At 61.5% G+C, this 19,292-nt stretch carries 13 protein-coding genes and 1 pseudogene; 8 read left to right on the plus strand and 6 right to left on the minus strand.

The window, feature by feature from the left end; genetic code table 11:
* Positions 1–24: 24 nt before the first annotated feature.
* Positions 25–1,386, minus strand: coding sequence for a carbohydrate porin (locus LCH64_RS21850; protein WP_226501217.1), 1,362 nt, complete (start codon positions 1,384–1,386; stop codon positions 25–27).
* Between the two features lie 300 nt (positions 1,387–1,686).
* Here LCH64_RS21850 and LCH64_RS21855 point away from each other — a divergent pair, with 300 nt between their 5' ends.
* From LCH64_RS21855 to LCH64_RS28395, 3 genes and pseudogenes are all read left to right on the plus strand, one after another.
* Positions 1,687–1,917 (plus strand): VF530 family protein, encoded by a 231-nt coding sequence (locus LCH64_RS21855; protein ID WP_003227831.1) that lies wholly within the window; start codon positions 1,687–1,689, stop codon positions 1,915–1,917.
* Between the two features lies 1 nt (position 1,918).
* Entirely contained in the window at positions 1,919–2,557 is a 639-nt protein-coding gene (locus tag LCH64_RS21860) for a Pr6Pr family membrane protein (RefSeq protein ID WP_226501218.1), read from the plus strand.
* A 9-nt stretch (positions 2,558–2,566) separates the two neighbouring features.
* Positions 2,567–2,656: pseudogene (locus LCH64_RS28395) on the plus strand (metal ABC transporter ATP-binding protein); the annotation flags it as partial.
* 7 nt (positions 2,657–2,663) lie between these two features.
* Here the strand turns inward: LCH64_RS28395 and LCH64_RS21870 are convergent.
* Positions 2,664–3,449 (minus strand): siderophore-interacting protein, encoded by a 786-nt coding sequence (locus LCH64_RS21870; protein WP_226501219.1) that lies wholly within the window; start codon positions 3,447–3,449, stop codon positions 2,664–2,666.
* On the minus strand, positions 3,446–4,027 hold the full coding sequence (locus tag LCH64_RS21875; protein ID WP_103522173.1) for a PadR family transcriptional regulator: 582 nt from the start codon (positions 4,025–4,027) through the stop codon (positions 3,446–3,448). The genes LCH64_RS21870 and LCH64_RS21875 overlap by 4 nt, the downstream gene beginning before the upstream one ends.
* A gap of 518 nt (positions 4,028–4,545) precedes the next feature.
* Between LCH64_RS21875 and LCH64_RS21880 the strand changes: the two genes are divergently transcribed.
* From LCH64_RS21880 to LCH64_RS21900, 5 genes are all read left to right on the plus strand, one after another.
* A complete protein-coding gene (locus LCH64_RS21880; RefSeq protein ID WP_177434765.1) occupies positions 4,546–5,022 on the plus strand; it encodes a CS1 type fimbrial major subunit in 477 nt (158 codons plus the stop codon).
* Between the two features lie 114 nt (positions 5,023–5,136).
* Positions 5,137–7,659, plus strand: coding sequence for a CS1-pili formation C-terminal domain-containing protein (locus LCH64_RS21885; RefSeq protein WP_226501220.1), 2,523 nt, complete (start codon positions 5,137–5,139; stop codon positions 7,657–7,659).
* Between the two features lie 31 nt (positions 7,660–7,690).
* A complete protein-coding gene (locus tag LCH64_RS21890) occupies positions 7,691–8,947 on the plus strand; it encodes a hypothetical protein (RefSeq protein WP_226501221.1) in 1,257 nt (418 codons plus the stop codon).
* Between the two features lie 59 nt (positions 8,948–9,006).
* On the plus strand, positions 9,007–9,750 hold the full coding sequence (locus LCH64_RS21895; protein WP_103484911.1) for a pilus assembly protein: 744 nt from the start codon (positions 9,007–9,009) through the stop codon (positions 9,748–9,750).
* Between the two features lie 17 nt (positions 9,751–9,767).
* Complete coding sequence (locus LCH64_RS21900; protein ID WP_226501222.1) at positions 9,768–10,259, plus strand: CS1 type fimbrial major subunit; 492 nt, start codon at positions 9,768–9,770, stop codon at positions 10,257–10,259.
* Between the two features lie 54 nt (positions 10,260–10,313).
* On the opposite strand, the gene LCH64_RS21905 is transcribed toward LCH64_RS21900, so the two are convergent.
* The 3 genes from LCH64_RS21905 to LCH64_RS21915 form a co-directional block, all read right to left on the minus strand.
* On the minus strand, positions 10,314–14,996 hold the full coding sequence (locus tag LCH64_RS21905) for a DUF6543 domain-containing protein (protein WP_226501223.1): 4,683 nt from the start codon (positions 14,994–14,996) through the stop codon (positions 10,314–10,316).
* A 165-nt stretch (positions 14,997–15,161) separates the two neighbouring features.
* The gene (locus LCH64_RS21910) at positions 15,162–18,275 is read right to left on the minus strand and encodes a transglycosylase domain-containing protein (protein ID WP_226501224.1); all 3,114 of its coding nucleotides are present in this window, start codon (positions 18,273–18,275) and stop codon (positions 15,162–15,164) included.
* 266 nt (positions 18,276–18,541) lie between these two features.
* Entirely contained in the window at positions 18,542–19,000 is a 459-nt protein-coding gene (locus tag LCH64_RS21915; protein WP_045122832.1) for a transposase, read from the minus strand.
* Positions 19,001–19,292 lie beyond the last annotated feature (292 nt).

The following is a 19,292-nucleotide window of genomic DNA, read 5'->3' on the forward strand; positions in this document are numbered from 1 at the left end:
CACCTTGGGGATTTGCGTAAATCTTTAGAACGAAGACTGGATCTTGATCCCCGCGATCAGTGCGTCATCGACCTCGTTCACGCCGCCCGGATGGCGGATGTATTGCAGGTTCGGGCGCACGGTCAGCCAGTTGGCGACGTGCACGCCGTAATACAGTTCGGCGCTGTATTCGGTGTCCTGCGGTGGCAGGAAGGACGGGTCGTCATAGTCGTAGACGGCGTGCGCCTGATTGCTCGCTTCGGCGTTCTTGCGGAAGGCCGGGTTGACGTGGACGCGGGCCAGGGCGAAACCGATGTCGTCCTTGGCGCGGGCATCGAACGGGCCTTTGTAGACCACGCCGGCCTGCACGTAGTTGTCGATCGCGTTGGTTTTCTTGTCGTGCATCGTCGCGTTGGCGAACACGCTTAAGCCGCGCGAGTGATCGCTGGCGAGGCTGGTGATTTGCTGCTGAGCGCCGAACCACACGCCGTGCTTGCTCGACGCGCTGCGGTAGGCTTCGCCGCTCAGTGCGGCGGGCTGGCCGTTCTGGTCTTTATAGACGTCAGAGGCCTTGGCGCTGCTGTAGTAGTAACCGGCACGGTATTCGCCCGGCAGGTCGTTGAGCTTCGGCGTCCACACCAGTTCCACCGGCAACACGGCGCCCTGGGTGCCGCTGCCGCTGAGTTTGAAGCCGTTGCCGCGATCAAGGTTCGACGGGTTCTGCTCGTAGGCGCCGACTTGCGCGTACAGCTCCGGGGTCAGGTGATATTTGACTCGCAGTGCCCACTGGCTGACCGGCCAGTTGTACCAGATGCCGCCGACCCAGTTGCCGACCTGCGAGCCGCAGAACGCCAGGTTCTGGAAGTCGCACGGGAAGCTGTTGAAGTCTTCGCCTTCGCCGAAGCGGCCGACCTTGATGTCGAGCTTCTGGTCGAAGAATTTCTGCTGATACCACATCTGCGTCAGGCGCGTGGTCTGGCCACGGCCCCAGACTTCCTGGGCCGAGGTGAAGCCGCCAACACGTGGATCGTTGATCCGGTCGTTGCTGATGTTGTTGCCGCTGCGCTTGGTGATGGTCAGCTGAAATTCGGCGTCGTCCCAGCCGAGGATTTTTTGCAGGTCCAGGTGCGTGCCCAGACCGAACTGATCGCTGTAGCGCGCGGTGCGATCGTGGTCGTAGCCGCCGTGCAGGTTGCTGCCCATTTCGCCGGTGTAATCGAGTTTGAAGTCGTAGCCTTTTTCCGCCAGCTCGGTACGCGTGCCGTTCCAGTCACCGAGCATCCACGGTGAGTCGCTATCGAAGGCGGGGGCCGCCTGGGCGTAGGTGGCGAAGCCGAGCGCGGTGCAGCCGCCGAGCAGGCGCAGGGTTGAGATAGCGCTGTCTCGGGAGAAGGAAAAATCAGGCATGGGTCAGTCTTTTTTTGGTGTTTTACGGGGGTAAACCGAGCGCTTCAATTTGACGCAGGCAGTGAAGCGATTCAGCTGAAGGGCGGCAGGATAATGATCTGTAACAAAAAGACAAAGGGCTTTTGCAGACATGCAGCGTTTCGGATTCGGTAACAGTGCGGCAAACGGGCGCATTGTGGCGATGGTCGCAGGCTGCGATCTTCTCGGGTTGGCCTACATTTGATGCAAGGCCTTCCACCTGACCGGCCCCTCGGCTAAGGTGCGCGGCTTGTGCATTTTCACTCCGTCCAAAGGCCTGGCATGAACGACCACACTCCCGATCCGCTGCATGGCGTAACCCTTGAACAGATCCTCAATGCGCTGGTGGCGCATTACGAGTGGTCGGGGTTGGCCGAGCGCATCGATATCCGCTGCTTCAAGAGCGACCCGAGCATCAAGTCGAGCCTGACGTTCCTGCGCAAAACCCCGTGGGCGCGGGAGAAGGTCGAGCGCTTGTACGTGAAACTGATGCGCACCAAGCGTCCGCTCTGAGATGAACGCCGTTTCGCGGCGACGCCTGATCACGTTCATTGCCATCCTCGGCTGGAGCGGATTGAGCATTCAGCTGTACCTGATTTTCCTTGCGCGACTGAGTGTCGATGCCAGCCTGCTGGGCGGGCTGGTGAGTTTCTTCAGTTACTTCACGGTGTTGACCAACACGCTGGTGGCGACGGTGCTGACCTGCGCGATCACCCGGCGTGAATCCGCTGCGCAACGCTGGTTTCTGCAGCCATGGGTCAGCAGTGGGGTGGCGGTGAGCATTGCCGTGGTGGGGCTGGCCTACAGCATTTTGCTGCGGCATCTATGGCACCCCGAAGGCTGGCAGTTTATTGCCGATGAATTGCTGCACGACGTGATGCCGTTGCTGTTTCTTGGCTACTGGTGGTTTTTCGTACCGAAGGGCACGTTGCGCCTGAAGCACCTGGCGCTGTGGCTGATCTATCCGCTGCTGTACTTCGTTTACGCGCTGCTGCGCGGGCATCTGCTCGGCGCGTATGCGTATCCGTTCATCGATGTGGCGATGCTCGGTTATGCACAGGTGTTCATCAATGCCGGAGGGATATTGGTGGGGTTTGTGCTGATTGGCTTGCTGGTGATCGGGGTCGACCGCTGGCAGTCAGGACGAAGTTAAAAGGTCAAAGTGGGAGCGGGCTTGCTCGCGAAGGCGTCAGGTCAGTCAACATCATGGTTGAATGATCGACCGCATTCGCGAGCAAGCCCGCTCCCACAAGGGCAAATCACTCTTCTGCCGAACCCTCAGCCCGCCAGTAGCCGACGGCTTTGACGAACTGTTCATTGAGCCCATGCTCATCCAGCAGCACCCGACGGATCTGCCGCGAGACCTTGGTCTCGGTCGCCACCCACGCATACAGATTGCCCTTGGGCACCTGCAGCTCTTTGACCGTGGTCAGCAGGTTGTCCTTGCCGCCCTCGCGCAACACCCAGATCACATTGACCTGCGCCGCACTCTCCAGCACTTGTTGCTCGGCACCGTTCTCCACTTCGATCACCACCAGCGCCTTGCGATTGGCCGCCAGACCTTCGAGGCGGCGGGCGATAGCGGGCAGGGCGGTTTCGTCGCCGATCAGCAGGTAGCTGTCGAAGATGTCCGGCACGATCATCGAACCGCGTGGCCCGCCGATATGCAGGAATTGCCCGGGTCTGGCCTGTTCAGCCCAGGTCGAGGCAGGGCCGTCGCCGTGCAGGACGAAGTCGATGTCCAGCTCGAGTTTTTCCAGGTCGTAGCGGCGCGGGGTGTAGTCGCGCATCTCGGGCAGCGGGCCGTTGTCCTTGCCGGCGCCGAGCACCATGGTTTCCAGCGCAGCGGTTTGTTCGGCGTTCTGCGGGAACAGCAGCTTGACGTGATCGTCCGTGCCCAGGCTGATGAACCCGGCCAGCTCCGGCCCGCCGAGGGTGATGCGGCGCATGCGCGGGGTCAGGTCGACCACGCGCAGCACTTGCAGTTTGCGGCGTTTGATTTCGTGCATCACACGGTGAATGGTTTGCGTATCGACTGCAGTCATTCGGCTTTCTCCGGGGCAAATTGAACGGCAGGGCCGTCGACGATGGCTTTGGCGGTGTCGTTGAGCAGCGCGGCAACCCGTTGGATTTCTTCCGCGCTCCAGCGTCCGTGGTGCAGCTGCAAGGCGTGGCGCAGGTTGTGCACCGCCTCGTGGATTTCCGGCGGCCGGTCATGGCCGCGCAGTGAACGCTTGCTGACGTCGATGCGCATGCGCACGCCGTCCAGCGCTACCGCTTGCTCGCTTAAAGACAAACGACCGGCCTCGGTCACGCTGTAGCGTTTTTTGCCGGCCTCGGCGTCGCCGCTGATCAGGTCGCTTTCTTCGAGGAACGTCAGGGTCGGGTAGATCACGCCGGGGCTGGGGCTGTAAGCGCCATCGAACATGCCTTCGATCTGGCGAATCAGGTCATAGCCATGGCAGGGCTGCTCGGCGATCAGCGCCAGCAGCAGCAATTTCAGATCACCGGGGGCGAAGACCCGTGGGCCGCGCCCGCCCCGTTCACGGCCGGGGCGCTTTTCGAAGCCGTCACGGCCGTCGCCGTGTTCGCGGTGATGGTGGGGGGAATGATGGTCTCTCATTTTTGCCTTCTCTCTCGTCGTGTTTAGATACAACTTAAGATATATCTTTACGCCGGCGCAAGGGGTCCTGACCAACGGTGCAGATCTGATTCATCGAATCCGCAGGCGCAAAAACCGGAAAACGATCAAAAAAAACCGGTATTAAATCCCGCGGCAAAGGCGCAGTTTAGTGCTAACTCTCTAATGTCCGGTTTCGCCCTTTAATCTCGGGAAAGTGTGGTATCGGTCTTACGGAAGTTGCCGCAAAGTTCTGGCGCGTAGAGTCACCCGGGTGGCGCGTTGTAGCCTGTCTCTTACAGTTGAACAGGAACTTTCCTGATTTTCGCGGTTTTTTCTCTCTCATCTAATGGCGCTCAGGCTACAAGGTCGCAGGACATTGCCTGCTTACTTTAAATATAAATTGGTTGACCATGCCTCGGCGTTGAAAGTTAACGGTGAGTCACTAACTGCTCGTGACTGTTGTGCTCATCTTGATCTTTCGATGAATCAACTAATTTATATAAGACAGGTATTCAATGATGCTCAAGAAACTCGCCTTTGCCGCCCCTCTGACCGTATTGGCCATGAGCGCCTCGATGGCGTTTGCCGCCACCGAAGCCAAGCACTCGATCAGCATCGTGGCGCACGTGCCGCCTGATGACTTCTACGCGGTGCCGGTGGATGCCGACCTGGTCAACAAGGATCAGGACATGAGCTACAACCCGTCCACCGATTCGATGCGCGAGGTCAACGGTCACTTCGACGTGCTGCACACCGCCGGCAAGGTTCACGCCCGTCTGGAAGGCGTGCCGAAGCTGATTGCCGGCAACAAAACCGTCGATCTGAAGGTCGAACTCAACGGCAAGACGCTGACCACCCTCTCTCAGGAAGTGGTCGGTGACACCGAGTCCAATACGCGCTATCGCGCACCCTTCAAGATCAGCGCTACCGGTGCCAAACCCGCGCCTGGCGACTACACCGGCGTGGTCATGCTGGTCGTGGAACCTTCGGTCTGAGGTATAACGGCAATACCTGACGTTACTTGTTCAAGTGGCGTAACCGGTCGGCAACTTGCAACTTTAAAGTTGTCCGGCCGGACTTTTACTTTCCGGTAATCAGAGTATTCGTTCATGTTTCCGATGACGCCCATCGCGGCTGCGCTTGCGTTGCTGACTTGCAGCGGCGTACTCGCGGCGCCCGCATCCGTTGATAATACGCCGCGAAGTTTGTTGGCCCAGGCCAAAGGGTTGCCGGCAGACTTTGAAGAGCACTTCTTTGATGTTCCATTGGCTGTTCGCGTAGAACTTGATCAGCAACCTCTTGGCGAGGCAATGATCGTCTTGTCGCGTGACGACCGCATTACCCTGCTCGACTTCACCGACACCAGTGACAGTCGCATCAGTGCCGTCGAGCGTGAAACCTGGGCGAGCATCCTCAAACCCGGGATCGCCCTGGGAAGTTGCAGCGGCCAATGCCCGGAGCAACTGCTGGCGGTGCACTACAACCTCGAAAGCTCGCTGCTGTCGATCGTCACGGAAAACGCCGAGCGTGATTTGCAGGCGCAACGTTTCCATGAGCAGCCGGAGGGCGGCAGCAGCGGTCTGATGCTGCGCAATCAGCTCAACCTCAACGGTGGCCAGGATCAGGATCTGGGTGGCCGTTTCGGTCTGGAAGCCAGTGCCAGCCTCGGCAACTGGAGCCAGTCCTTCAACATGCAGCTGGCGCGCCTCGGCGGGCCGGACACCCAGACCTATCACGCGGTACACGAGCTCTATACCCAGCGTGAACTGCAGGGCAGTTTTTTCCGTCTGGGCTATTTCACCCCCAATTCCGAAGGACTGACCCGCCAGCCACGGTCGTTCGGCACCAGCCCGGACACGGCGGTGGGCGTGATGTACGGCAGCTCCGACAGCCTCGCTGTCGACAGCCCGCGCCCCAGCGTGTACCCGATTTTCGTCACGGCCAATCGCCAGGCGTCGGTGGAGATCTATCGCGATGGCCTGCTGATCAACACCCAGTCAGTCACTGCCGGCCTGCAGACCCTCGACACCCGGCCGTTGCCCGGCGGCATCTACGAGGTCGAAGTGCGGCTGATCGAAGACGGCCAGACCACCTCGACCACCCAGGAACTGGTGTACAAACCGGTGAACTGGCGCAACCTCGACGAGCGCTGGCGCTACAACCTGTTCGCCGGGCAGGAAAGCAAATTGCTCAGCAACTGGGACGAACAGGACAGCGGTGAATTCACCGCCGGCGCCGCGCTCAACTACCTGCTGCACCCGCGAGTGATCCTCGGGTTGTCGGCACGTCAGGTGCGCGACACCTTGCAGTACGGCACCTCGATCGACTGGAGCCTGGCCGACAGCGTCAGCTTTTTCGCCAACCTCTATCAGACCGAGGATCACGGCACCGGCGCCGATGTGCAGGGCCTGTACAACTACGGCGCCGGCAGCCTGGTGATCAGCCACAACCGCAGCTGGCTCGACACCCGCAACAGTTACGACACGCTGCCCGACGGCACCCGCGTGCGTCAGCGCAATGTGTTCATCGGCGAAACCAGCAATTCGTCGCTGGCGATCAACCATCGCCTCAGCCGTAAGAATTCGTTGAGCGCACGGGTTTCGCACAGTGAAGGCAACGTCGAAGGCGTGGGCATGGACCTTGGCTGGAGCCAACGCACCGAGCTGTTCGGCAGCGATGCCAACTGGCGGTTGTCGCTGTTCGATCGGCCGGGCAGCTACAGCAGCGGCGATGCACGCAATCGCGGGGTCGACCTGAGCATCAGCATGGCACTGGGCGGCCCCGGCCAGCAGGTCTCGGGCAGCATCGGCAGCCGCACGGCACGCGATGGCGGGCGCGACAACAACGCCTCGCTCGGCTATCGCAAGGACTGGCAGGATCACGTGCTGCAGAGCGTTTCGCTCACGGCGCTGAGCGATACCTACGGCGTTGGTCTGGCCAGCCTGGCCAACTTCCGAACCGACTGGATCAATGGCGACGGCTTCCTGCAGCGCTCGTCCTATAACGGCAACTTCACCGGTGGCGTGAACCTCGACAGCAGCGTGATCGTCGGCGCTCAGCGGCTGGTGCTGACCAGTCAGCATCAGGGCCGCGGCGCCGGGATGATCGTCGATGTCGAGTCGGATATCACCGACGTCGCCCTGCGCGCCGACGACCTCAGTGGCGGCAGCGCGGCGCTGCGCCCGGGGCGCAATTTCATCCCGCTCACGGCGTATCGCAACAGCTCGGTGAGCTTCGACTTCGAAGGCAATCACGTCCCGGCGGCCAGCATCGAGCCGGCCCGTACCCGCTATCACCTGAACAAGGGCGGCGTGGAGTACCGCAAGGTCCGCGTGATGCAAACCGTCACCGTGCTCGGGCGCCTGCTCGACCCGCAGGGCCGGCCGCTCAAGGGCCACCACGTGATCAATCACGCCAGCCGTGGGGTCAGCGAAGTCGACGGATTTTTCTCGATGGAAATGCACGCCGGCTCACCGACGCTCGAGGTGCGCTACGCCGATCAATTGCTTTGCCGGTTCCGGCTCGATATCGACAGCCACCGTCGTGAAAACAACGTGCTGATGATCGGTGATTTGCGTTGTTCGCCGGACACGTTGGCCGAGGCCACCCACAAGGCCGAGACCGCGGGTTGATTTCGGCCTGCCAGAGGAGATTTTTCCAGACATGAACGTCGCACGCCTGACCACACTCCGTCGTCGCTGGTTGCCAGCCCTTGCGCTGGCCGCGATCACGGCTTCTCCGAGTCACGCCGAACAGGTGTCCATCACGGCCGAATTCAGGCCGGACTCGTCTTATCCACATCGCAACAAGTTCGTTAACACCACGCCACCCAGCGGCTATTGCACCTACGATCCGGCGCAGTGCGAACAGAACGAAATATTCAGTTTGCAGGTGCCGATCCAGTTCGATTCGCGTGTGCCGATCATGGCCAATCACCCTTCGCCACGGCAGGGTGCGACATTTCAGGTGCCCACCCAATGGCGTGAGCTGACGGTCTATCACGAGAGCACCCGCGAGCCGGAAACCGTCAGGGTAAGGATTGTCGGGATCGGTTCGCGCTACGTGACCGAGGACGTGATGAAACTGGTGGGTGGCGCCGATGACTATCGCCTCGCGCATAACCTTTTATGGGGATCGAGTTGGGTCAACGCGCCGGCGCCCTGTCAGTACAGTGGTGTGGGCTGGTACACCGCCGAATCCTACGCATTTTTCTGGAAAACCCCGTCGGCCACTGCCTGTACCAAACAGGCGAAGTTCGATGTGCCGTGGTTGCGCCTGGATTTCCTCGATTTTGCCTATGAACTGGAAACGCCCAACCCGTTGGGCATGTCGTCGGGGCACTACACCGGCGATCTGACCTACAGCGTCGGCCCGAATTCCGACTTCGATTTCGGTGACGTGATGATGCCCAGCAGTTCATCGCTGACCCTGAATTTCAATCTGGATGTCCGGCACACCCTGAAGGTCGATATCCCGCCCGGCGGTGAAAAAGTCCGCCTGGTGCCCGCCGGCGGCTGGCAGGGCTGGCTGCAGGCCGGGCGGCGGCCGGTGAGCCTGTTCCGTGACCAGACGTTCACTATCTCGGCCTCGTCGCGGTTCAAGATGCAAATGATGTGCGGGCCCGGATTGAATGGCGAGTGTGCCATCGAGGATGCCGAGACCAATCGCCGGGCCGAGATGTTCGTCAGTGTCAGTCTGCCCAATGGCCTCACCGACCTGTCCGGCCAACCGGTAAGACGCTTGCGCCTGAAATCGGGGGAGGAGAACGCGCTGTATTTCAAACCCGGGTTCTATGTGGATCGGGCTCCCGGCGTCCTGCATTTCGAAGTGCCGCCCCATTCGATGGCCACCATGCTGCGCCCCGGCGAGAGCGGCAGCTACAGGGGCACGGTGATTGTGATCTGGGATTCGGATATCTGATGGGCCGCCTATCGAAGCGCCACGTCGGCAGTGTGTTCAATGACCAAGGAAGCAAGGTGATGAAACGTTTGTTGTTATCAATCGGTTTGAGCGGGTTGTCCTTCGCCCTGCAGGCCGCTCCACAGATCAATGTCGGAACGGTGTACGACTATCTCGAGGGTGACAAGAGCACCTACCTCAAGCGCGTATTCAACAGCGGTGACAGCACCGCGTTCGTCAAGGTCAACATCCTCGAAATCATCTACGACGCCGACGGCAAATCGCGGGAGATCGAAGTCAGGAATCAGGCGGACATGAGCAGCCGTGACGGCCTGATGGCCAGCCCGGCGCGGCTGATCGTCCCGGCCAATGGCATGCAGGGCACGCGCTTGGTGTTGCTGGGCGAGCGCGACCGGGAGCGCTATTTCCGCGTGCGCTTCATCCCCGTGGTTCCGGAAAAAGAAGACGAGTTCGCGGTGTCCGCCGATGAGCGCGAACAGTACAAAAACACCTTGTCAGCCGGGGTCAACGTCATGACCGGTTTCGGTACGGTGTTCTTCGTACGCCCGAAAGACAGCCGTTTCGACAGCGTGATCGAAGACACCCCGACCACCTATCGCGTGCGCAACAACGGCAACACCGTGGTCGTGGTCGACGAGTTTCGCAACTGCGCACTGAAGGACGAAACCGCCTGCGAACCGACCACCAAGCACCACGTGCGCGCGGGCAACAGTTTCGAGTTCGAGAAGAAACCCGGGCGCGAATACCGCTTCAATCTGGTGGAAGGCGCCAGCAAGAAAACCTTGCGCGTTGCCGGCCGTTAATCACGGGATGACCTGAGATGATCAAACAATCGTTCATGGCCGTGAGCGCGGGCCTGCTGACGCTGTTCAGCAGCACGCTGTTCGCGGCGCGCGAAGAGCACCGCTTCGAGGTGTCGGTGGACATCCCGACGCTGGGTTTTTACGTCATACCGGCCGAGACGGACTGGATTCATCGGGCGCAGATTCTGCCGTGGAATGTCAGCAGCAAAAGCCTCGGTGGATTGCGCAAACACTTCGACGTGCGGCACGACACCAGTGCCATCGAGGCCCGACTGGACAGCCAGGCGTACCTGTCCAATGGCCGCGCCGAACAGAACATTTATCTGCGCGTCAGCTTCGCCGATACCGAACTCAGTCACGAGTCGCCGCGCCAGGTGGTCTCGGCGGAGCAGGCCCGGGCCGGCGGGCGCTATGTGCTGGAGATCCAGCCGATCGCGCCCGCCGGTGGCTACAAACCGGGGAGTTACTACGGCAACGTACAGCTGATTTTCAATGCCGCGGCGCCCTGAATCCACCGGCCTGTCCGCCCTCCAGTGGGCAGGCCGTGGAAGTTTACGCCGGCATCAAAGCCCGGCGCGTCGCAGTGCCTCACGGGTCAGGCGGCGTGCCAGTTCTTTTTCGTCATCGGCCAGGTCAACCAGCAATCGATCGAACACCGCGTCGCTGATCGGCGCTTCGTCGAACACCACCGTCGGGGGGACGGGGAGGTCCTGCATCAGGTCCAGGAGCTGTTCGCGCAAGGCTTTACGTTGCTCGGTCTGGGTCGACTCGCTCCACTGCCGCTGCACTTCGCGCAGCGATTCGAGCTTGTCATAGTTGGCCTGGAAGCGACGCTTGTTGCTTTCCAGACGTGTCGGATACTTTTCTTCCAGGTACTGCGTCCAGAAGTCGAGTTCGAGCATCGCGTTCACCAGACCGTCGCCTTCGCCCAGCGCCAGCACGGTGCCATAGGCCTGATCGATCATCGCGTCACTGACGCCGGACACCTGTCGATACAGCATGCCTTCGGACTGCCACGGCAAGCCGAGGCGTTTCGCCAGGCCGGTCTGATAGGCCAGGTAGATTTCCACATCGTCCGGGTTGCCGCCGCGGCTGGCGACGTCGGCCCGGGCGATCTCGTTGACATGCTCAAGACGTGCCGCGCCCTTGGCCAGCGTCACCAGTTTCAGCTCCAGCTCCTTCGGGTCGACCGAATAGGCATGGGCCTCGTAGGCGAGCACGTTGATGCCCATGTGATTGAACAACTGCGCACCGGCATCGGCGCAGTCCACCGGTGCGACCACCATGGTGAACAGTTTTTCCCGCAGGCGGCTGTCGACGTGCACGGCGTCGAGCATGCGCCAGACGCGCTGCATCAGTTGCGCGCGCGCGGCGCCATCGGCCCGGTAGTCGGCGAAGTCACGCACGCTGAGCAGCGTCGCCATGAATGGCTGTGCGGCGGGCTCCTCCACCAGTTCCGCCCATGGGGTTTCGCGGTCGACGCCCCAGCCGGGGACATCGCTCCAATAGTCGGCGCCATAGTTGGAGACGATCGCCGTGTTCTGCCCCGGGGCCGGGGACAGCAACGGCTCCTCTGGCAAGGCCATTGCCCGACGATGGGCCTGGTAGCGCAGGCGGTTGATGTCGGACAGGGCCACCACGTCCAGACGCGTGCGGGCCACCAGCCACTGCGCATCGGAGCCCGTCGGAGCTTCGGGGATCTGCGTCAGCGGGTTGCCGCGCAAATCGAGCAGCAACGCCCGGGGGCGCGGTCTGGCCAGAATGCCTTCGGGCCAGGTCGTCAGCCCGGTGTTTTTCAGCACGACCACCTTCAGACGCGGCATGCGTGAAAGATCGGGGGACAGGCCCAACGGGTTGTCGTCCATTTTCAGCACTTCGAGGTAGCTCAGGCTGCGCAGCCGTTCGACCGCGACCGGATCGAGCACGATGTGGTTGTTGCTCAGACGCAGCCGTTCGAGGCGCCGCAGTGTGGTGCCGATGCGCTCCGGCAAACGGGTCAGCTCACAGTATTTGGCGCTGAGTTCGACCAGGTTCGGAAAGTCCTTGAGCAAGCCGTCGGGGTTGGTGGAAAACCGCGTGTTGTCGAGTTTCAGCACCGTGACCTTATCGAGGAATTTTTTCAGCCCCGGACGCTTCGCCCACCAGACTTCCAGATCCACGGAGAGCAGTTCCCGGGATAGATCGAGGGCAAAGGACGAGGGATCGGCACGATTGCCGAGGTCCGGGTTCTTGCGTTCGAAGCAGTCCAGCAGACTGTCGTAGATATGCAGCCCGCCACCGTCGCGAAAGCCCTGGCTGCCCGGTCCCCAGCTGTCCGGTTGCTGATAGCGCCAGCGATGGACTATGGCCCGCAGCTCATCGAGATCGTTTTCATGGGTTGCGATGGCCTTGAGCGGCTCGCCCTGTGCGGTGAGGGCATCGGCAAACGCATTGACCTCGCCCGGGCTGAAGTGCGGATGCAGGTCCTGAATGCGTTCCTGCAGAGTCGCCGCGTTCCTGCTCAGGGCCGGGCCGCGCAGCAGAAACAGCGTGGCGTGTTCAGCGACCGGGCGGATCGGCGGGGTGGCCAGCAGCGTGCGGCGTTCCTCGGGAGGCAGGGTCTTGTCGATGACCCATTGCCGGAACTGCTCGACGTCGTGGGTGCGCATGCCCAGGGCATTGCCACCCTCATGGTCGATGGCCTGCGCCATCGCTTCATACAGACCGCTCGGGGCATGGATCGGCTGGTCGGCGTCATCGCGCACCTGATAACGATCAGCGGCGATCCGCACCAGTACGCGCACCCGTGCGGCGGACGCGGCACCGGCCTCGCACCGCAACGGGCCATCGAAGCTGCCCTCGCGGATTTCCACGCGCAATGTGCCGAAGGTATCGCTGTAGTGCCGCAGCGCGCCGAGGATCAGGCGTTCGCTGTCGATGTTGCTCAGGGCTTCGCTCTGCAAGCCCTGAGCGGCGCGCACCGATTGCACCTCGAATTGCACCTCGCGCGCCAGCGTGCGCAGACGCAATGGCAGGCGCCGCTGGGCCACGATCGCCTGCGACTCCATCGGCGTGGCCTGGGCCACCACGCGTTCGGCGAGGGTCGAGGTCAACTGCGGGCAGTCCACCAGCAACTGGCGGGCTGCCGGCGAGAGCGCAGTGGCTGAAGCCTGCGGCGGTGTGGCAGCGAGTCGATCGAGGGTGTCGCTGAGCAGGGGCGGCGGCTCAGTGTTGTCCACGTGCATACGCCGCAGCAGATTATCGTCGGTGCCGGTGAGCAGGCGCATGTGCTCCAGCTGGGTGCTGCTGAAACCCTCGGTGCGATGGCCGATGCGGCGCATCAACAGGGTTCCCTCCCACTGGCGCGGGTTCTCCGTTTCACAGACCCAGGCGCCGTCGCTGTTGTGTGTCAGGCTCGGTGCATAAGCTTCGGGCCGTTGCGGATGACGGATGCGATGTTCACCGGTGACCGGGTCCTTCGCCACTTCGAACAGTTGCCCATCCAGCTTCAGCAACTGTTTGTTCCCCACTGCATGCAGGCCCTGCGCATCCGCTTGGCTGTGCGCGGGCAGTGTCTGCTCCGGCAAGTGATAGGGCGTCAGGTCGGGGCTCCACAGGCGCGTGCGGCCATCCGCCGATTGCACCGGTTTCATCTCCTGGACAAACGCCGACAACTTGACCCGGAAGGTCTGACCAATGGCTGTGCCCGCGGCAAAGGCGCCGAACTGGACGATGTTTTCCAGCACGCCAATCGCCTGTTCACCGGCCTCGGCCTTACGTCCTTCGGCCAGATCCACCAGGCATTCGAATGTGCTGTCGAGCAGTTGGTACATCGTGTAGCCGAGCATCAACTGGCCGAGGAACGGCATAAACGGCGTCACCACCAGCAACGCGACGTTGAGGATGTCCGAGAGCATTTTTTCCAGGTTGTCCCACCAGGCCCAACGGGCCATGCGGTCGGCATACGCCGTGGAAATCGCGATCTCGGCGGCATCATTGAGGATCTTGTTGAGCTTCTGGCGATAGAGATACCCCCACAGATCACCGTTGAAGCGGGTCTCGCGGTCGTCGCGGATGTTGCTCAGGCGAAACCGCAGATTGGGGTTGTCCACCGGCGTTTCGCGCCAGGTTGGCATATTGGCTTCGGCCTGTACCGGCTGCCATCTGACCTGCGCCAGACGGTCATTGAGCTGCGCGAAAAAATGCCCGCGCTGCTGCTGACCGACAAACTGGCTGAAGAATTTCTGGTAGCTCTCAGAGGATGTGGCGTCGCGCAATTGCCGGGTCAGTTCGGCCATCAGCGCGAGTGACGAGGGGTATTGCTTGAGCGGGTGTTCCGGGTCGTGGGGGACATAAGCGATGAGTGGCACCGGCGTGCGGGCGCCGAGTAGATCCGGGGCGATCAGGACGATGCCGGTCAGCGTGGTGTCCATCATCGTCAGGTTGTAGTAACTGACGGTCCGGCCTTTCCATCGCAGATGGCGGCGGTCGTCGAGCATGCCTTGCACGACGTCATAGGCGTCCGCGTCGATGTGTTTTTTCGCCAGAGCCATGCGTGCGGCGAGTTGCAGTGCGCTCTTCTGGCTGAGCCCGACCTTGTGCCGTAAAACCTGGCGTGCGACGCCATCGCCGGGCAACAGGAAAGCGTTCAGGTGTTGCTGGTAGCGCGCGCCGAGGTCGAGTTCACGGCACAGCGTTTTGAACTGTTCGATGCGCATTTTGTGCTTGAGCGGCTTGACCGTGAAGTGGCCATTGGCATCCGGGCGGCTGATGAATTCCGAGTCCTCGCTGAACACCTCGCCGCTGGAAAAGTTATGCAGCGCGGCATCCAGCAGCGAGACCGTGCGGCTGTTGGTGGCGCCGGCGAAATCATGCACCCACCAGGACGTGTTCACCGGGGCGTAGAGGCGCAGCCAGGTCTGTTCGACATCGTCCTCGACACCGAAGCGCGCCGTCAGTGCCTGTTGCAGCAGCGGTTTGGCAAAGGCGTAGACGTCTTGCAGATTGTTCAGGGCCTGGTCGACTTTGTTCTGAGCCTTCCAGGCCCTCTGCAGTGCCTGTTGCAGGTGCTGATGATCGGCGGGCGCGATGTCGCGATGCCAGGGCTCGATGCCCGGTTTGAGGGTTTTAAGCTGGTTGACGCGCGCGACACTGGTCTCGCGCAGCCACGCCGGCAGGGCCTTGGCGATCACCTCATGGTGAACGCCGGGAGCGGCGGGCGGGCGGGGCAATTCGGACTGAGGTCCTTGCAGGGGCTGGATGGGCATGGCGCTGATCGTCCTTGATCGAAATGGAACGATCAGACTAGGCAACGACCGCTGTCGAAAAAAGCGCAAATACCCGCTCTGAATGGCGTAGGTCTGGCGCGGACACTTCGAAAAATGAACGCTGAAAAATACACAGTTACCGCACCGGCTCTGTGCTGATATGCCTTAGCGCGCCGCAGTGACCTGCGGTGCCTGGCACATCGTGTGCGTGCCCGGTTGCAGGTACGGCGAGAGGATCGGCGCCATGCCCTTGAGCACCTGTACCGGAAGCGCCGAGGTGAACTTGAAGTTCTCCGCCGAGCGACCGGGGACGAACGCGGTCAGCGTGCCGAAATGGTTGTTGCCGATGTAGAACACGAAGGTCGCGGTGCGGTTGATCGACTTCGAACTGAGAATGCGCCCGCCGGAGCCGATGGCTTCGATGCGGTTGTCGCCGGTGCCGGTCTTGCCACCCATGACCAGTGGCGTGCCGTCGGCGGTTTTGAAACTGCCGGACACCCGTTTCGCCGTGCCCGAGTCCACCACTTGCGACAACGCCTCGCGCATCGCCGTGGCGACCTCCGATGGCATCACCCGTTTGCCCACGTGTGGGTCGTTGGTCAGGCGTGTTTCATAGGGGGTGCCGGCAGCAAAGTGCAGGCTGTCGATGCGCAGGCTCGGCATGCGTACGCCGTCGTTGAGGATGGTGCCGATCAGCTCGGCCAGCGCGGCAGGGCGGTCGCCAGAGCTGCCGATGGCGGTGGCCAGCGACGGCACCAGATGGTCGAACGGATAGCCGACTTTCTGCCAGCGCTGGTGAATCTCCAGGAACGCTTCGATCTCGAGCATGGTGCGAATGCGACTGTCGCGGGCGCCCTTGTGCTTGCTCTTGAACAACCAGCTGTAGACCTCCTGACGCTCGAACTGACTGGCCTTGACGATCTCGCTGAAGGTGGCGTCCGGGTGGTTCAGCAGGTAGCCCATCAGCCACAGATCGAGCGGGTGAACCTTGGCGATGAAGCCCTGATCCGGCAGATCGTAGCTGCCCGGGCCGTAGGCGTCATACAGTCGGATGAGGCGGTCATCGGTGAGTTTTTCGGTGAGCTTGGCGCCCTTGAGGTGCGAACGCACGAAGCTGTTGAAATCTTCCTGACTGGCGTTGGGCAGCAGATAGCGGTGCACGGCGGCCATGCGGATCGGCGTCGGGCGCATGCTGTCGAGGAAGGTGTCGAGGCGCGCCGGGGTGTCCTTGTTCTTGTACTTCTTCCAGAACTTGAGCAGGAACGAGGTGCCTTCGCGGTCGGCGAAACTGGCCAGGTATTCCTGACGGCGCGGATCGCGGTCATCCTTGAGCAACTCCGCACTGCTGTTGGGGCCGGAGTAGGTGACATAGCGCACCACGTCACGCATCAGGCGAATGAACGGCAGGTTGATCGACTCGCGCAGGGCATCGCGCAAGCTCGGCATACGGCCGTTGTCTTCCTTGCGGAAGTTGTGGAACACATGCAGGCCGCCACCGGTGAAGAACGCCTCGCCGGGGCTGGCCGAATATTTGCGGTCGAGCGCGGCGCCGAGCATTTTCGACAGGTCGTGGTCCTTGTTCTGGATCAGGTAGTCGATCACCCACTGGCTGAGGCGGTCCTGATCCGGCACCTCGACTTTCTTCAGCTCCGGCACCGTCATGGCGCCGTACTTGTCGTGCAGCTCGGAGATGATCTGCAGGTACGTGGTGAGCACGCGCATCTTCGCCGTCGACCCGAGCTCCAGTTTGCTGCCTTCGTTGATGTCGAACGGCTGGTCGGTGCTGTCGGTCTGCACGCGCACTCGCGAGCCGTCCGGGGTCAGTTCGAACAGGGTGAAGCTGTAGCGCACCTGGGTGGTGCTGGTGGGGGTGAGCAGGCGTTCGCCGATCAAACCGATCTGCCCGGCAAACGCGGGTTCGGCGAGTTTTTTCAGGTACTCGGTGGCCTGGGTCTGCAGATCGCCCTGCAAAGTGCTGGTGGCCGACAGGTCGAGGCGATCGAGGTCGTACAGTGGGCGATTGAGCATCGTTGCCAGACGGCTGCGAGCGACGCTGATGCCCTTGTTGGTTTCGATCGGCTGAATGGTCGGCTGGGTCTGCCAGTCGCGGTAAGTGACCTTGCTCGCCAGCGCGGCATCGGCCAGCGCGCTGTCGATCACGCCGTTCTGTTTGAGCAGGCGCAAGTGGCTGTCGGTGAGGTCGGCGAGTTCTTCACGGCCCTTGGTCAGGTAATGCGAAGGGCGGCGCTGGGCGATCATCAGCGAGAGCATTTCGCGCAGGGCCAGACCTTTGTCGGCCATGGTTTTCGGATCGGTGGCCGGGCTGTTCAATTGTTCATTGGCCTTGTTGAAATCGCTGCCGTACCAGACCCGCAAACCTTCGGCCATGCCGTGTACCTCGCCATGCCCCGGCACGGCGGAGAGCGGCACGCTGTTGAGGTAGTCGCGGATGATGTTCTGCCGTGCGCCGAGGGTTTCGGGGCCGGGTTGATAGGCGCGCACGCTGGCGGAGATCATCTGGCGGATCTTCTCGGCGCCAGACACCGTCAGGCCATCGGGCGAGTGCCGGTACTTTTCCAGCTGTGTCGCCAGGGTACTGCCACCCGCCGATTGCCCCGGCAGGTGCAGCAACTTCGCTACCTGAGACCACGCGGCCATGCCGAAACGCGGCCAGTCCACCGCCGGGTTGGCCAGCGGTTGTTTGGGGTCGAGCAGAAAGCGGTTTTCGATGAACAGCAAACTGCTGACCACCACCGGCGGAATCGCCGCGAAACTCGAATACAGCTGCTGCGGATACTTGTACTGATACAACGGCGCGGCGCGGCAATCGGTGATCGACAGCCCGGCCTGGATCTTTTCCGAATAGGGCACGAACAGGCCCTTGTCGGTGTAGCTGAGCAGCGCCGGAGAAAACCGTGTCTGCTCGGTGATCACATAGTCGCGCTTGAGCAGGCGCGGCAGGAATTCATCGAGGGAGCTGTAGCCCAGACGCAGATCGAACGGCCCGTTGCCCGGATAGCGGATCGCTTCGCTGGGGCCGGGTTCCAGCTGATATTTGAGCGAGGCGGCGTATTGGCTCAGCTCCCTGGACTGAAAGCGCGAGGTGCGCATTTCCTTGTTCGCGGCCAGACCCACCACAACCGCGATAATCAGCAGCAATAACCAGAACGCCTTCCAGCCATGCCGGTTGCGGCGTTTTTTTGGGGGGATAGGCGCTTCATCCACACGTTCAGTCGGAACCACGGCTTTACTCGAATCGGTTTGCCACAAAGCGCCCATAGTCGATTGATCCATTCACGCAGATTGATCGGACTTGACTGAAGCTTAGACGGTGGTTGGTGATGGGGAAAAAAAAGTGCGGGGTTTGAGTGGGGTGGTTTCTGAAGAAAACTGCACCTGTGGCGAGGGAGCTTGCTCCCGCTGGACTGCGCAGCAGTCCCAATCCCTGTAGTCGCAATTTGTCTGAAACACCGCGTGCGCGGGTATTACGACGGCTGCGCCGCCGAGCGGGAGCAAGCTCCCTCGCCACAGGGGGAGTGGGAGCTTTAGAGCCAGCAGGCGTCCCAGAGCGGGTAGTCGCCAATCCGCTCCACCAATCCGGCGCGCAGGGGATTGGCGATGATGTAACGGGCAAACGGTTTCAAGTCTTCGCCATCACGGATGGCACGGTCGTGGAAGCCGGTTTGCCAGAACGCGCCTTTTCGATTCAGGGTGCGATTGATCGACAATGTACTGCGGGATTTCACTGCCTGCATCAGGCCTTCCATATGCATTTCCTCCAGTTGGACCAGCCAGTGGAAGTGATCAGGCATCACCACCCAGGCAATCGAGTCCACCCATCGTTGGTCATGAGCTCGCCTGAGCTCCGCTACCAATAAACGCCCCATCTGCCAATCGCTGAAGATCCTGCGGCGCTGATACACCACGGCGGTAATCAGATAAGCACGTCCGTATTCCGAACAGCGCCCACGGCGAAGCCGATGTGAATGTAGGTGTTTACGCATTCCGTGCGTCCTTTGCGATTTCAATGGCTGTACGAAGTTTCCGAAAACATCCAGATGTCGCGCCTTCTGTGGCGAGGGAGCTTGCTCCCGCTGGGTTGCGTAGCAGCCCCAATCCCTGTAATCGCGATCTTTCTGAAAAACCGCGTACGCAGGTTTTACGACTGCTTCGCAGCCGGGCGGGAGCAAGCTCCCTCGCCACAGGGGGCTAGACCGTCAAGTTCATCGAAACAGCCTGAATAGAGCCATCCCCCTGCGCAATACCACCAAAGCAGGTACATGACGATGCACCAAC

Origin of the sequence: Pseudomonas sp. MWU16-30322, from assembly GCF_020515535.1 — a bacterium.
GTDB classification, from domain to species: domain Bacteria; phylum Pseudomonadota; class Gammaproteobacteria; order Pseudomonadales; family Pseudomonadaceae; genus Aquipseudomonas; species Aquipseudomonas fluorescens_H.

Bases quoted from the DNA above. Each gene is read 5' to 3' on its own strand.
- LCH64_RS21850 (WP_226501217.1), bottom strand. From the start codon at position 1,386: ATGCCTGATTTTTCCTTCTCCCGAGACAGCGCTATCTCAACCCTGCGC.
- LCH64_RS21855 (WP_003227831.1), top strand. From the start codon at position 1,687: ATGAACGACCACACTCCCGATCCGCTGCATGGCGTAACCCTTGAACAG.
- LCH64_RS21860 (WP_226501218.1), top strand. From the start codon at position 1,919: ATGAACGCCGTTTCGCGGCGACGCCTGATCACGTTCATTGCCATCCTC.
- LCH64_RS21870 (WP_226501219.1), bottom strand. From the start codon at position 3,449: ATGACTGCAGTCGATACGCAAACCATTCACCGTGTGATGCACGAAATC.
- LCH64_RS21875 (WP_103522173.1), bottom strand. From the start codon at position 4,027: ATGAGAGACCATCATTCCCCCCACCATCACCGCGAACACGGCGACGGC.
- LCH64_RS21880 (WP_177434765.1), top strand. From the start codon at position 4,546: ATGCTCAAGAAACTCGCCTTTGCCGCCCCTCTGACCGTATTGGCCATG.
- LCH64_RS21885 (WP_226501220.1), top strand. From the start codon at position 5,137: ATGTTTCCGATGACGCCCATCGCGGCTGCGCTTGCGTTGCTGACTTGC.
- LCH64_RS21890 (WP_226501221.1), top strand. From the start codon at position 7,691: ATGAACGTCGCACGCCTGACCACACTCCGTCGTCGCTGGTTGCCAGCC.
- LCH64_RS21895 (WP_103484911.1), top strand. From the start codon at position 9,007: ATGAAACGTTTGTTGTTATCAATCGGTTTGAGCGGGTTGTCCTTCGCC.
- LCH64_RS21900 (WP_226501222.1), top strand. From the start codon at position 9,768: ATGATCAAACAATCGTTCATGGCCGTGAGCGCGGGCCTGCTGACGCTG.
- LCH64_RS21905 (WP_226501223.1), bottom strand. From the start codon at position 14,996: ATGCCCATCCAGCCCCTGCAAGGACCTCAGTCCGAATTGCCCCGCCCG.
- LCH64_RS21910 (WP_226501224.1), bottom strand. From the start codon at position 18,275: ATGGGCGCTTTGTGGCAAACCGATTCGAGTAAAGCCGTGGTTCCGACT.
- LCH64_RS21915 (WP_045122832.1), bottom strand. From the start codon at position 19,000: ATGCGTAAACACCTACATTCACATCGGCTTCGCCGTGGGCGCTGTTCG.